Raw genomic sequence first — 14564 nt, 5'->3', positions numbered from 1 at the left:
CAAGCGGCAGCCGTCGCACGGAAACAACGCCTTTGAGCGCGCATTGAGCGTACGCTTTCGGGAGAAGCCCGTTTGCCGAAGCCTCGCCGGATTCCATCGACAGGCATTCGGACAGGCGGTGCGCGGCGAACTGTTTTTCGCTTTACTTCCGATTCACGCGAACTCGATAATTGGCTTTCTGTACGCGTTTTGTAAGTTATATTGCGGCGCGTCGGGGTGTTGCTATGCAACACAATTGATGCGCGCCACTTGTGCATATGGCTGTCGTTCCTATAAAAAGTCGCCTTCGAATCCGAATCGACTCAACCTTGGGAAGCCGAGCATGTCCGCGAACAAGATCAACAAGACAGCCGTAGCGGCAGCCGCAGCCGCCGTACTACTCTCGCTCAGCACAGGCGCGAACGCGCAGAGCAGCGTCACGCTGTACGGCGAGCTGGACACGGGGCTCGCCTATATCAACAACGCCGGCGGCCATTCGCAGTGGAAATCGACTTCGGGCCTCGTCGACGGCAGCTACTGGGGCTTGCAGGGCATCGAGGATCTGGGCGGCGGCAACCGCGCAATCTTCCGGCTCGAGCGCGGCTATTCGGTGACGACGGGCGAGATGTTCAACGATCACCCGTACTACGTCGGCCTCGGCAACGAGAAGCTCGGCACGGTGACGTTCGGCCATCAGTACGACCTGATCCACGACTACTTCGCGCCGTTCACGCTGACGGGCGGCACGGGCGGCACCGCGTTCGCCCATCCGTTCGACAACGACAACGCCAACAACTCGTACCTCGCCGCAAACTCGGTCAAATATGCGAGCCCGTCGTTCGGCGGCCTCACGTTGGGCGGCATGTACGCGTTCTCGAATGCCGCCGGGCAGTTCGCGAACAACCGCGCGTACAGCTTCGGCGCGAGCTACCAGAACGGCGCGCTCAACGCGGGCGCCGCATATCTGCATGCGAACGGGCGTGGCAACACGGCGGCGGGTGCTTATACCCCCGTAGTGCTGCCCAGCGCGACGGATGTGTTCGATGCCGGCGTGCAGACGCAAAATACGTATGGCGTCGGCGTGAGCTATGCGATCGGCGACTTCACGATGGCCGCGGCCTGGTCGCGCTCGACGTACGCGGGCGTCGTCGTAATCGATACGGGCGACGCGTCGCCGTCCATCGGCTTTTCCAACTACGAAGTCAACGGCATCTACCAGCTGACGCCGACCATTTCCCTCGCCGGCTCGTACACGTACACGAAGGGCTCGGGCGCGCACTGGCACAACGGCGGCGTGCAGGCTGACTATCAGTTCTCGAAGCGCACTGACACCTATCTGGAAGCGATCTATCAGCACGCGTCGTCGGGCGCGCCTGCCGTCATCAATACGGCCGATCCGTCGTCGAATCACAATCAGGTGCTGATCGGCGCCGGCCTGCGGCACCGCTTCTGACGGACGGGCAAGCGCGGCGCGCCGTCGGTCGTCGCGCCGTCACGCGCGCTGCTTCATCAGGCCTTCGGGCGCCTGCGGCTCGCTGAGCAGGAAGCCCTGCACGTAGTCGCAATTCGCGCGGCGCAAGATGTCGAGCTGCGCCGCGTTTTCGACGCCTTCCGCGATCACGTTGATGCCGAGCTTGTGCGCGAGCCCGATGATGCCTTCGACGATCGTCTGGGTCGTCGGGTCGTGCTCGATCTTCGATGTGAAATGCCGGTCGATCTTCACCGTGTGCGGCGCGAAGTCGGCGAGATACATCAGGCTCGAATAGCCCGTGCCGAAGTCGTCGATCGCGATGCGCACGCCAAGCCGCTTCAGCTCGACAATCGACTTTTGCGCCTGCTGCGGATTCTTCATCAGTGCCGTCTCGGTCAGCTCGATTTCGAGCTTGCCGGGCGGAATGCCATGCTGCTTGAGCGCGCGGCCGACATCGCGCACGATCTGCTCGCTGCCCAATTGCCGCGCGGACACGTTCACCGAAATGCCCAGATTCATCGCGCCCGCCTGACGCCACGCGGCCAGCTGGCGCAACGCGTGATCGAGCACCCACACGCCGATATCCGACACGAAGCCGGTCTCTTCGAGCAGCGGAATGAAATCGCTCGGTGAAATCAGACCGCGCGCGGGATGCTCCCAGCGGATCAGCGCTTCGGCACTGTGCACCGCGAGCGAGTGCGGCTCGTGAATGGTCTGAAAATGCAGGAAGAACTGGTTCGTCGCGAGCGCCTCGGGCACGTCGCGCTCGAGTTCGAAATCGCCGATCGTGCGCGCGGCTTCTTCGCCCGCGAACTGATAGCCGTTGCGGCCCATTTTCTTCGCCGTGTACATCGCGACATCCGCGCTGGAGAGCAGCGCATCGTGGTCGCTGCCGTGTTCCGGATACACCGAAATGCCGATCGACGCCGTGATGAACGCGCCCGCTCCGCCTTGCAGACGGTTCGCCGAAAGGCTCCCGAGCAGCGCCTGCGCGAGCGCTTCGAGCCCCGCCTTGTCGATGACGCTGCCGATCAGCACGGCGAACTCGTCGCCGCCCAGCCGCGCGACATACGCATCGTCAGGCAGCGAGCTGCGGATGACGCCGCCGACGTCGCGCAGCAGATGATCGGCGGCGAGATGGCCGAGCGTATCGTTGAGCACCTTGAAGCGGTCGAGGTCGACGAACATCAGGCCGAACGGCTTGCGCGCCGCGCACCGGCTTTCGATTTCGCGCAGCAGCGCGGCACGGTTCGCGAGGCCCGTCAGCGAATCGGTATAGGCGAGCCGGTCCAGTTCGGCGATGCGTTCCTGTTCGGCCGTCACATCCTCCGTGATGCCGACGATGCGCAGCACGTTGCCGTTGTCGTCGACGACGGGGTAGCCGGTGCTGCGCAGCCAGTGCACCGTGCCGTCGGCTTTTCTGATCCGGTACTGCGCGCGTCCGTCCGTCGACTCGGCCATCACGCGGCGCATTTCCGCCTGCAGCGCGACCCGGTCTTCGGGCACTACGAGGTCGAGCCAGCCGTTCGGGTTGCGCAGCAACTCCTCGCGATCGATGCCGAACACGTTCGACGAGCCCGCCGTGACGTAATGGAAGTACTCGAAATTCGCGCTGTACGAGAAGAACACGAGCTGCAGGTGCGCTTCCATTTCCGACATCAGCTCGCTCTTCGTGCGCAGTTCCGCGAGCAGCCGCGTCTGGTTCGAAATGTCGAGCGACGCGCACACCACGGCAATCACGTTGCCGTTGTGGTCCTTGATGGGGATGAGCTGCGAGTCCCACCACTTCGGCTGGCCCGCCGTCGTCGTGCAGCTGCCGCGAAACGACGCGGCCGTGCCGCCGAGCGCGTTTTTGAACGCGGCCATCGCCGCGTCGTGGTCTTCGCCTTTCCAGAAGCCGAGCCAGTCGGCGCCCTCGAGTTCGACGGGCGACGACGCTTCCATCAGCATGGCGCCGTAGTCGTTGATGCGCAGCATGTGCCCTTGCAGATCGAGCAGCTTGACGCAATCGCGGCTCGCGTCGAGGAACGAACTGGCTAGCGCCATTGCCGCCGCCTGTCGCGCCTTTTGCGCGGCGAAGCGCTGTCGCGTCGCGATCATCGCGAGCACGCCTGCTGTCGCGCCGATTCCGGCCTGCACGCCGATCGGCATGACCGGCCAGCGCAATGCCATTTGCAGCGCGACGCCTGCCGTGCCCGCGCCGATTCCCGTCGCGACGCTGATCGCGAAACTCACAGGCCCGAGCGCGCGCCGGCTCGACCACGCGTCGAGCACGAGCGCGAGAAAGTGCTGATCTTGACGCGACGCTTTCGCCGCATTGCGGCGCCATTTCAACGGAAGGCTCGTCGTCATTGCGGACCCGCCTTCAGGAGGACACGCGAAACATCGCGCAGGATCGCCGGCGCGGCGTGTCGATCGATAGAGCATGCGCCGCGCATGTGAGCAAACTCACGCGCGGCGGATGCTGCATCGATCGGTTCGGGAAAAGAAATGCCTGTCATGGAGCCAGCCGCTGTGGCGGTAATTATTGCTGCGCTTGCGAGGCGGCGCTGATTTAATTGTTTACGGCGCGCCGGAGTTTTTGTTTAGCCTGTCGAATTGTGCCTGTTTTTACGGGGTCGAACCATAACGTCGTCTGTCGTTGCACGTGCAACGAAGCGCGATGAAGAACGTTTGCTTACCTAATCTTTTCGCGCCGGTTTGCGAAATCCGATGTGAAGCGAATCGCTTGTGCATGAGTGCGTGCCGCCGAACGGCCGCGCCGTCGCCGGCGATATATGCTGACGATCCCGCGCCGGCTTGCTAAATTCGGTGTTCAGGCACCGCAATAGCCGCGCCGGCGGGCGGTTGTGCCGCGATCGCCGCACTGCGCAACCGCCGCATTTCCGCGGCCGCGACGGCGTCGTTCGGAAGAAGACCCAGCAAGGAGACCCCATGCGCGCCGTATTCCAATACCCGTTTCCCGTCACCGAGCGCAACGTCGCGCGCGACAAGGTGGTCAGCGCACGCGCAGCCGTCGAACTGATACGGCCCGGCGACACTGTCGCCACGGGCGGTTTCGTCGGCGTCGGCTTTGCGGAGGAAGTGGCGATCGCCCTCGAAGAACGCTTCTTCGCTGCGAACGCGGCGACATCGGGCGGGCCGGGCGCATTGGGTACGCCGGACGCGTCGAACGCGCATCTCGATCTGACGCTCGTGTATGCAGCAGGCCAGGGCGACGGCAAGGCGAAAGGGCTGAACCATCTCGCGCACGAGGGGCTCGTGCGCCGCGTGATCGGCGGGCATTGGGGACTCGTGCCGAAACTGCAGCAGCTTGCGATCGACGGGCGCATCGAGGCGTACAACCTGCCGCAAGGCGTCATTTCGCACCTGTTCCGCGATATCGCCGCGGGCAAGCCGGGGCACCTGTCGACGATTGGCCTCGGCACGTTCGTCGATCCGCGTCATGGCGGCGGCAAGCTGAACACGCGGACCACGGAAGACCTGGTCGAGCTGATCCAGATCGGCGGCGGCGAGCATCTGTTCTACAAGACCTTTCCGATCGACGTCGCGATCATTCGCGGCACGACGGCCGACGCGAGCGGCAACGTCACGATGGAGCGCGAGGCGCTCACGCTCGAAGCGCTCGCGATTGCGATGGCGGCGCGCAATTCGGGCGGCATCGTGATCGTGCAGGTCGAGCGGCTCGCCGATACGAATACGCTCAATCCGCGTCAGGTGAAGATACCGGGGATCATGGTCGATTGCGTCGTGGTCGCGCGGCCCGAGCATCACTGGCAGACGTTTGCAGAACCCTATTCGCCGGCGTTCGCGAGCGAGTTGCGCGTGCCCGCGAATTCGGTGCCCGCGATGGAGCTGACCGAGCGCAAGGTCATCGCGCGCCGCGCCGCGATGGAGCTGATGGCCAACAGCGTCGTGAATCTGGGCATCGGCATGCCGGAAGGCATCGCGAACGTCGCAAACGAGGAGGGCGTGATCGACCTCTTCACGATGACGACCGAGCCCGGCGTGATCGGCGGCATTCCGGCGGGCGGGCTGAATTTCGGCGCGGCGACGAATACGCAGGCGATCATCGATCAGCCGTATCAGTTCGACTTCTACGATGGCGGCGGTCTCGACGTCGCCTTTCTCGGGCTCGCGCAGGCCGATCGCCAGGGCAATCTGAACGTCAGCAAGTTCGGGCCGAAGCTCGCGGGCGCGGGCGGCTTCATCAACATCAGCCAGAGCGCGAAGCGCGTCGTGTTCGTCGGCACGTTCAACGCGGGCAATCTCGACGTGACGATCGCGGACGGCCACCTGCGGATCAATCGCGAGGGCACGTGCCAGAAGTTCGTCGATGAAGTCGAGCATCGCACGTTCAGCGGCGAATATGCGGCAAAGCGCGGACAGCCTGTGTTGTACATCACCGAGCGCTGCGTGTTCGCACTGACGCCGCGCGGACTCGAACTGACGGAAGTCGCGCCCGGCATCGACGTGCAGAACGACATCGTTGCGCAGATGGGCTTCACGCCGATCATCGAGCGGCCGCCGCGTCTGATGGACGAGCGCATCTTTCGCGCCGGGCCGATGGGCTTGCGCACGATGCTCTTGTGCCTGCCGCTCGAAGAGCGCTTCAATTACGACGCCGGGAAGAACATGTTCTTCGTGAACTTCGAGGGCTTGCAGGTGACGTCGGCGGAACAGGTCGACGCGATCCGGCAGCAGGTCGAGTCGCGCCTGTCGGGCGCGCGGATCAAGCCGCAGGCGATCATCAACTACGACAACTTCTCGATCAATCCCGAGCTGATCGGCAGCTATTCGGCGATGGTGACGAAGCTCGTCAACACGTTCTATTCGGGCGTGACGCGCTACACGACGAGCAGCTTCCTGCGCATGAAGCTCGGCGACGCGCTGGAGGAGCGCAACGTCGCGCCGTATATCAACGAACGTCCGGGCGACGGGGCGACTCATCGATGAACAAGCGTGCGTTGCCGACCTGATTCGCTCACGATGACCATGCGAAAATAGCGCTTTCTGTACGACAGATTACGCATTCAAGAAGTCATCATGAGCGGTTTCATTCCCAGTGTCCCCGGCAAGAGCGAGAGCGATTTCGAAGTGAGCGCGGGCTCGAAGCTTGCTGGCTACCGGCGCTTTTTCGGCGTGCTGCGCGTCGTGCGCAAGACGGACGGACGTCTGCTGTTTCCCTTCGACGGCGCGCCCGATCTCGGCCCTTTTCCAACCAAAGAGGAAGCGCTCGCGGCGGCACAGGTGTACGGCGAACACATCGTCGAAGGCGATCTCGCGCGGCCCGAAATGTGAGCGCGCGGGCGCCGGCGAAATTCTGTTCAGGCCCCGCGCAATGCGCTTGAAGCGCGCGCATCGCCCGACTATCGTTTGATTGGATCTTGCCGGAGACGATCATGCGCGCTGATGCCGTCGATGTGCATTTCGACAGTGCACACCTGTTTCTTGACCTGTCCGACGGCCGTGCCGTCGAATTTCCCCTCAACTGGTTTCCGACGCTCGCCGCGGCCACCGACGCGGAGCGCGAGCACTTCGCCATTTCGCTCGACAAGCAGCAGCTCTTCTGGCCCGAGCTCGACGAGGACATGGACGTGACCGCGTTGCTGTTGTCGCTGCCGGAGTCGATGCGCCATTAGCGGCAGCGACCCTTTCGCTTTCGCGCGAACGCGCGGCTGTGTGTCGAATGCGAGGACGCGCCGCGAGCGGCAGCGCCCCGAAAGCGGCTGATTGTGCGCGGCGCTGAACGCAAAGCCGTTATTGATCGCAAAACAAAAGGCGACCCAAGGGTCGCCTCGATGACAACATGAAAGGCGCACGAGCCACACGCCCTGACGCCGTCAATCCTTAAACCAGACCTGTCGCGTAGTAAAGCGCGATCACGAAAAACACAGCGAGCGTCTTGATCACCGTGACGGCGAAGATATCGCGGTACGACTCGCGATGCGTCAGCCCCGTGACGGCCAGCAGCGTGATCACGGCGCCGTTGTGCGGTAGCGTATCCATGCCGCCGCTCGCCATCGCGACCACGCGATGCAGCACTTCCATTGGAATATGCGCGGCCTCCGCGCCCTTGATGAACAGATCCGACATCGCCGCGAGCGCGATGCTCATGCCGCCCGACGCCGATCCCGTGATACCCGCCAGCGAGCTGACAGACACGGCCGCATTCACGAGCGGATTCGGAATGCTCTTGAGCGCATCGCTGACCACGAGGAAGCCGGGCAGCGCCGCGACCACGCCGCCGAAACCATACTCCGACGCGGTGTTCAGCGAAGCCAGCAACGCGCCGCCGACAGCCGCCTTCGTGCCCGATGCGAAGCGTTCCTGCACGCGGCCAAATGCGGTGATGACGACGAGCAGAATGCCGAGCAGCAGCGCGCCTTCCACCGACCAGATCGCAACGACCGACTTGATCGTCGCCGTCACGGCCGCGCCGTGGTTGCCCGGCAGCACGTCGGGCGCAACGGTGTAGCTCGCGCCGTACCAGTCGGGAATCATCCGCGTGAGCACGAAGTTCGCGACGCCGACGAGAATCAGCGGCGCAATCGCCAGCAGCGGATTCGGCAGCCGGTCGGTTTCGACGCGTTCCGGCTCGTTGACGAGCGACGTGCCGTAGCCTTCGCCCTTCGCCATTGCCGAGCGGCGGCGCCATTCGAGGAATGTCAGGCCGACGACGATGATGAACAGCGACCCGGCGATGCCGAGTGCGGGCGCGGCCCACGCGGTCGTCTTGAAGAACGTCGACGGAATGATGTTCTGGATCTGCGGCGTGCCCGGCAGCGAATCCATCGTGAACGAGAACGCGCCCAACGCGATCGCGCCGGGCATCAGGCGCTTCGGAATATTGCTCTGGCGATACACCTCGGCCGCGAACGGATACACCGCGAACACGACGACGAAGAGCGAGACGCCGCCGTATGTCAGCAGCGCGCAGACCGCGACGATCACCGCGTTCGCGCGCGAGCGGCCGATATAGCGGATCGCCGAATGCACGATCGACGCGGCGAAGCCCGACAGTTCGATCACCTTGCCGAACACGGCGCCGAGCAGGAACACGGGGAAGTACAGCTTCACGAAGACGACCATCTTCTCCATGAAGATGCCCGTGAACACGGGTGCGACGGCAGCGGGATCTACGAACAGCACTGCGCCGAGCGCGGCGATGGGCGCGACGAGAATCACGCTGTAGCCGCGATACGCGGCAAACATCAGGAACGCTAGGGCGGCGAGGACGATGAAAAAAGCCAATTGAGTCTCCAAAGCTTGGTTGTTCTACCGTGGACGCGCGCGAAGTTCGGCGCGACGGCCGGCGCCGCTGACGCAGATTCCGTGCCATGCCCGTCAGACGCGGCTCGACGGCATGACGGGCTATTGACAGGCGTACCACCGGCCACATTTTCAGCGCGGCGATTCGAACGAATGTACAGAATCGTCTCAAATGCGAGACGAATTTCCGTCCGTCGGATTCGATGCGGCGAAGCATACCCTATCAGTGGGGTTGTTGCAGGTCTCGATCTTGAGATAATCTGTCCACAAATTGAGACAACCACAATAAAGACTACACGGAGACAGCGTCAACATGATGAACGACTGGTCGGGCTTGCCCGCGACCTACAGCGACGTCCTGCGCCGCGCGATGGACTCGCTTTTCCGCACATTCGAAAACTTCAGCGAAGGCACGTTCATCGTCGATGCCGATGCGCGCGTCGTGTGGATCAACAAGCGCTACGCGGCGCGCTTCGGTTTTGCCGATCCGCAGCAGGCGATCGGCCGCGATTGCGAAGCGGTGATACCGAACAGCCTGATGCGCGAAGTCGTGATGACGGGCAAGCCCATCCTGCTCGACATTCTCGAAACGGATCGCGAGCCGCTCGTCGTCACGCGCCTGCCGTTGAAAGACGACGCGGGCAAGACGGTCGGCGCCGTCGGCTTCGCGCTCTTCGACGAAATGAAGGCGCTCACGCCGCTTTTCTCGCACTACTCGCGCGTGCAGCAGGAACTGATCGCGACGCGCCAGTCGCTCGCGCAGGCGCGGCGCGCGAAGTACACGTTCGGGAGCTTCGTTGGCACGAGCGCGGCGAGCCTCGAAGTGAAGCGCCAGGCGCGGCGTGCGTCGCAAGTCGATTCGCCTGTGCTGCTGCTCGGCGAAACGGGCACCGGCAAGGAGCTGCTCGCGCACGCGATACACGGCGCGTCGGCGCGCTCGACGAAGCCGCTCGTCACCGTCAACGTCGCGGCCATTCCCGATGCGCTGCTCGAAGTCGAATTCTTCGGCGCGGCGGCGGGCGCCTATACGGGCGCGGATCGCAAGGGCCGCGTCGGCAAGTTCGAGCTGGCCGACGGCGGCACGCTCTTTCTCGACGAGATCGGCGATATGCCGTTGCCGCTGCAAGGCAAGCTCTTGCGCGTGCTGCAGGACCGCGAATTCGAGCCGCTCGGCTCGAATCGCATCGTGCGCGCGGACGTGCGGATCATCGCGGCGACGTCGGCCGATCTGCCCGCGCTCGTCGCCGAGGGCCGTTTCCGCCCGGACCTGTTCTACCGCCTCAACGTGCTGACGATCCGCGCGCCGGCGTTGCGCGAGCGGCAAACGGATATCGAAGCGCTCGCGTATACGATCCTCGAAGATCTGTCGACGCAGGTGCGCGGCAGTCACTTCGAACTGCAAGACGACGCGTTGCGGCTGCTCTGCGCGTATGACTGGCCCGGCAACGTGCGCGAGTTGCGCAATACGCTCGAGCGCGCGGTGATGCTGTCGGACAGCGAGCGCATCGATGCGCGCGCGCTCGCGCCGTTCATCGGGCCGCTGCGCGGACAGGCTGCGTTCGAGCCGCCAGCATCGGTATCGGAAGAGGCATCGGCCGCGACCGCCAAGTCGAACGATGCGCCGCCGCAGCAGTGGGCCGATGCAATGGCCGCGTTCGAAAAGCGCTTTATCTGCGATGCGCTGCGCGCCTGCAACGGACGCGTGACGGAAGCGGCCGCGCGCATCGGCATGGGGCGCGCGACGCTGTACAAGAAGATCGCGGCTTACGGCATCGACGTGTGAGGCTCGCCGCGAGCGGCGCTGCGCAGTACGATCGTCATTCGACACGGAAAGCACGACGCAAGGAGACAAGGCCATGACACGCCGGGGCGCGGGCATGAGTGCGGGCATCATGCTGTTCATCGCGAGCGCGGCTTGCAGTGCGCTGCATGCGCAGCAGGCGCCGATGGCTGGTTCGGGTGCTTCGGCTGCTCCATCGACGGAAAGGCGCAACTGGTACAACGATCCGTTCTTCGCGCTCTCGCATGCGATCGCCGATTGCCCCGTGCCCTTGGGTCCGATGATGACGCGCGCGCAAATGGAGGACGACGCGCACTATCGCGCGGAACGCGGCACGACGTGCTGGCTCGCGCACAAGTGCACGAAGCCGAACTCGTACATGTACGACCCGGAGATCGCCGACGCCATCCACGCGCGCTTCACGAATCCGCATGCGTTCGACGGCACGAGCCTGTGGATCACCGTGCAGCGCCGCTTCGTTTACGCGGAAGGATGCGCGCCCGCATCGTTCGACAGGCACGCGTTGCAACAGCAACTGGAAGCGATACCCGATGTCGAACAGGTTTTTGTGCGCATCGCGACGGGCACGCGTGGGGCGATGCCCTACAAGACGCTTGCGGAGCCCGACCGACAGCCAGACATAAAGTCCGATGCACAGCCGCAGTAGCCTGACGACGCAACGCAAGGCGGCCATGGCACAATCGCGTTCGTCGAAAAACAAGCAGCCAACGGGGTCTTCCATGAAACGCAGTCATACATTCGCGGCGCGCCCGGCGCATTGGGTCCGCGGCGCGTCGCTTGCCGCCGCGCTAGCGATGACGGGCGCGCTCGCCGCGTGCAGCAGCGCGCCGCCCCTCTTCTCGCCGGACGGCCGGCCGACTACGCTGGTCCAGTGCCCGGCCGGCTCGGACAACTGCGAGCAGCAGGCGCAGGCGATGTGCGGCGGCGCGTTCGATACGATGCGCACCACGACCAACAACGGCGTACGCAGCCTGTTGTACGCGTGCCGCAGGAAGTGAGCGGCGCGTTTTTCCCGTTCAGTTTTCCTCGACCGTAGCTGGTTTCGCTCGCGACACGGGACAGCGCGCGCAGCCCGCGATCTCCCCGTAGCACACACTTCTTCGAAACGTTGCACCGGCACGCGGCGCGAAGTATTTCCGTGCGGCACCTAACGGAACGCAACGATCTCTTCGTATAAATTGCCCGGTAAAGAATGCGGCGGGATTCAGCGGCGCTGGATACCAGACACGCGGCTCATCCGATTTTCGGAAAGCGTGCGACTGCACAACGAGAGAGAGAGAGACCAGGTCGCACGAGATTTTCTGCTGCATATTTCGTGCTATCCAATAACGGCTTGCGAGGGACCACGGGGAAGGCAATGAATCACGAACAGATCGAAAAGGATATCGAGCACCTCGAACACGTGATATCGCGCATTTCGGCTGCCGACGGCATTCCGCTGTCATACTGGCGCAGCCGGATCAATTCGGTGTCGCTGGCGGCGCAGGTGCCGTCGCAGGTCAGGCGTGTTCAAAAGCTAAGCGACGCACTGCACGCACTCGAAGTTCGTTGCAAGCGCTGAGCGCGCTGCGCCATTCGCGCGATGCGTGCCTTGCCAACTGCCCACGAGGACCGTCGATGCACAGAGCAGGATTCTCGGCCGCGCGTCTTGCCCGGTTGACCGATGCAATGCAAGGCTATGTCGATCGCGGCGAAGTGGCGGGCGTCGTCACGCTCGCGTGGCGCAACGGCGAGACGGGGCTCTTCGACGCGCGCGGCTGGCGCGACGAAGCTGGGCGTCTGCCGACGCAGCGCGACACGCTGTTTCGCGTCGCGTCGATGACCAAGCCGGTGACGAGCGCGGCGATCATGATGCTCGTCGAAGAAGGCCGCCTCACGCTCGATGCGCCCGTCGCGCAGTGGCTGCCGGAACTGTCCGCGCCGCGCGTGCTGCGCGATCCCGCCGGCGCGCTCGATCAAACCGAGCCGTCGCGCGCGCCGATCACGGTGCTCGATCTGCTCACGCATCGCGCGGGTTTCGCGTATCACTTCACGTCGACGGGGCCGCTCGCCGATGCCTACGCTTCCGTGTTCAACGGATTCGATTCGGGCCACGGGCCGGATGCGTGGCTCGCGCGCGTCGCGACGCTGCCTCTGATGTTTCATCCCGGCTCGCGCTGGCACTACGGCATCGCAACGGATGTGCTCGGTGTGCTGATCCAACGGATTAGCGGCCTCGCGCTTGGCGACTTCTTCCGCACGCGCATCTTCGAGCCGCTCGGCATGCGCGACACGGCGTTCTGCGTGCCCGATGCGCAGCTTTCGCGTCTCGCCACCGCCTACGCGATCGATCCCGGCTCGCGCCGGCGCATCGTCGAAGACCGTCCGCAAGCGAGCCGCTGGGCCAACCCAAGGCGCTTTCAGAGCGGCGGCGGCGGGCTCGTGTCGACGGCGGAAGACTATTTGCAGTTCGCGCGGCTGTTGCTCGGACGCGGCCGCGTCGGCGATGTGCGTCTGCTGTCGCATCGTTCCGTCGATCTGATGCGCACGAATTTTCTCGCGCGCGACCAGCGCCGGATGCCGTCGATCGGACACGTGCAGTGGTCGGGGCAAGGCTTCGGCCTCGGGCTTTCGATCGTCGACGATCCGGCGCAGCAGTTGCCGCTCGGCTATCGGTCGACGGGATCGTTCGGATGGCCAGGCGCATTCGGCACAAGCTGGTTCGCCGATCCCGTCGAGAACATGATCGGCCAGATGTTGATCCAGCGGCGCTCCGTCGAACCGTTCGACATGGTCGTCGAGTTCGAGCGTCGTCTGTACGATGCGATCGACGACTAAATTCGTCATGTTTTGACAACGCGCACTACCGATGCTTTTCTGACGGCACTACACTCCTACCCGGCACTTTTTACGTCCGATACGGTCACAGTTGCCGTACGGACATGCATGGAGACCTTGCCAGATGGCCACATACAAACAGTTGACCGCGCAACTCGAAAAGCTCCAGAAGGAGATGGAACAGGCGCGCGAGCAGGAAGTCACGCAGGCGATCGCCGAGATCAAACAGAAGATCGCCGAGTACGGCATCACGGCCGAAGAGCTCGGGTTCTCGGACAAGGCGCACGCGCCGCGCAAGGCCGCGCTGCCGCCGAAGTATCGCAATCCGAAGACGGGCGAAACCTGGAGCGGCCGTGGCCGCGCGCCGGCCTGGCTCGCGGGTAAGAATCGCGAGAAGTTTTTGATCGGCGCATGAGTTGCGCCGGGCTATTCGCCAATGTATGACGCGCACATAGGCGCGTCGATTTCTTTCGTCCCAGTTCTTCTTGTCCCGCAGCGGCATCGTTCATTGTCTGAGTCAGACGTGCAGTGAGCGAATGCATAGGTGCCGCGCGCACCGTTGCGGCATCCCGAAAATCCTCACCTTTATGTGATCGGTTCGCGTCGAGGCTCGCGAGGTCGACATTCGCGCGGCGCGCGAATGGCCTGTCGAAGTAGTTACGCTCACGCTTTGCCCAGTCCGCGCGGTCGTCTGAAAAGCCTTGTGCGACAAGCGCTTGCGCGTGCCGTTGAAAGCGCGGCCGCCCGCTGCTTCTTCCGGTTTTGTTGATGCAAACGGCGCATGACGATCGCGCGTCGGCTTTGCGCCAGGCCACATTGGCCACCGCATTTCGCATCTCCCGAAAACGCTCACCTCAACCCTTGCCATTCGCCGATAACCCTCGCTCAGTGGAAACCCGGAGTTGAGCCCGCCTCATACCCCGGATCAAAAAACATCGATTCATGGCTTCCCGACGGAAGCGCGCGCGTGCGGCGTCGGTCTCGCGATCGCGTGCAGCCGGCTCGGTTCGGCCGTCGGCACATTCCTGCTGCCGCTCGGCATCGCGCGGCTCGGCTTTCATTCGACGATGCTCGCGCTGGCCTCGGTGCTGCTCGTCGGCATGATCGTGTCGATTGCGTGGGCGTCCGAGACCAAGCATCTGACGCTGAACCTGGCGAGCGGCGCGTAGCGGTTCGCGCGTACCGGTTCGGTTCTTCGGCATGAGCCCGAAGCCCCGTTGTGGG

12 protein-coding genes and 1 pseudogene are annotated in these 14564 nt (G+C 64.0%); 11 read left to right on the top strand and 2 right to left on the bottom strand.

Translation table 11 applies throughout. From position 1 onward, the window contains the following. Positions 1-322 precede the first annotated feature (322 nt). Positions 323-1432 (top strand): porin, encoded by a 1110-nt coding sequence (locus AB4Y32_RS17790; protein WP_368722593.1) that lies wholly within the window; start codon positions 323-325, stop codon positions 1430-1432. 39 nt (positions 1433-1471) lie between these two features. Here AB4Y32_RS17790 and AB4Y32_RS17785 read toward each other — a convergent pair whose 3' ends face one another. After that, on the bottom strand, positions 1472-3802 hold the full coding sequence (locus AB4Y32_RS17785) for a putative bifunctional diguanylate cyclase/phosphodiesterase (protein WP_439899802.1): 2331 nt from the start codon (positions 3800-3802) through the stop codon (positions 1472-1474). Positions 3803-4384: 582 nt separating this feature from the next. On the opposite strand from AB4Y32_RS17785, the gene AB4Y32_RS17780 reads away from it, so the two are divergent. The 3 genes from AB4Y32_RS17780 (at position 4385) to AB4Y32_RS17770 (ending at position 7092) form a co-directional block, all read left to right on the top strand. Further along, entirely contained in the window at positions 4385-6406 is a 2022-nt protein-coding gene (locus tag AB4Y32_RS17780; RefSeq protein ID WP_368722592.1) for an acyl CoA:acetate/3-ketoacid CoA transferase, read from the top strand. Between the two features lie 90 nt (positions 6407-6496). Continuing rightward, a complete protein-coding gene (locus AB4Y32_RS17775) occupies positions 6497-6751 on the top strand; it encodes a DUF6723 family protein (RefSeq protein WP_087736484.1) in 255 nt (84 codons plus the stop codon). A 101-nt stretch (positions 6752-6852) separates the two neighbouring features. Beyond that, positions 6853-7092, top strand: coding sequence for a DUF2442 domain-containing protein (locus tag AB4Y32_RS17770; protein ID WP_087736651.1), 240 nt, complete (start codon positions 6853-6855; stop codon positions 7090-7092). A gap of 208 nt (positions 7093-7300) precedes the next feature. Here the strand turns inward: AB4Y32_RS17770 and AB4Y32_RS17765 are convergent, their stop codons facing one another. Further along, entirely contained in the window at positions 7301-8704 is a 1404-nt protein-coding gene (locus AB4Y32_RS17765; RefSeq protein WP_368722591.1) for a GntP family permease, read from the bottom strand. Between the two features lie 331 nt (positions 8705-9035). Between AB4Y32_RS17765 and AB4Y32_RS17760 the strand changes: the two genes are divergently transcribed. From AB4Y32_RS17760 to AB4Y32_RS17730, 7 genes and pseudogenes are all read left to right on the top strand, one after another. Further along, a complete protein-coding gene (locus AB4Y32_RS17760) occupies positions 9036-10505 on the top strand; it encodes a sigma-54 interaction domain-containing protein (protein ID WP_368722590.1) in 1470 nt (489 codons plus the stop codon). 73 nt (positions 10506-10578) lie between these two features. Next, positions 10579-11169: a BON domain-containing protein gene (locus AB4Y32_RS17755; protein ID WP_368722589.1), complete on the top strand. Its 591-nt coding sequence runs from the start codon at positions 10579-10581 to the stop codon at positions 11167-11169. A 73-nt stretch (positions 11170-11242) separates the two neighbouring features. After that, a complete protein-coding gene (locus tag AB4Y32_RS17750; protein ID WP_368722588.1) occupies positions 11243-11521 on the top strand; it encodes a hypothetical protein in 279 nt (92 codons plus the stop codon). A gap of 359 nt (positions 11522-11880) precedes the next feature. Further along, entirely contained in the window at positions 11881-12084 is a 204-nt protein-coding gene (locus AB4Y32_RS17745; RefSeq protein ID WP_368722587.1) for a hypothetical protein, read from the top strand. A gap of 56 nt (positions 12085-12140) precedes the next feature. Then, on the top strand, positions 12141-13340 hold the full coding sequence (locus tag AB4Y32_RS17740) for a serine hydrolase domain-containing protein (protein ID WP_368722586.1): 1200 nt from the start codon (positions 12141-12143) through the stop codon (positions 13338-13340). A gap of 124 nt (positions 13341-13464) precedes the next feature. Continuing rightward, positions 13465-13755, top strand: coding sequence for an H-NS histone family protein (locus tag AB4Y32_RS17735; protein WP_368722585.1), 291 nt, complete (start codon positions 13465-13467; stop codon positions 13753-13755). A 532-nt stretch (positions 13756-14287) separates the two neighbouring features. Next, a pseudogene (locus AB4Y32_RS17730) lies at positions 14288-14509 on the top strand (MFS transporter); the annotation flags it as partial. Positions 14510-14564: the final 55 nt, after the last annotated feature.

Source organism: Paraburkholderia phymatum, assembly GCF_040965635.1.
In the GTDB taxonomy this organism is placed as follows: Bacteria; Pseudomonadota; Gammaproteobacteria; order Burkholderiales; family Burkholderiaceae; genus Paraburkholderia; species Paraburkholderia phymatum_B.
The sequence above is the reverse complement of the archived record's forward strand: the minus strand, read 5'-3'. Positions and strand labels throughout refer to the sequence as shown.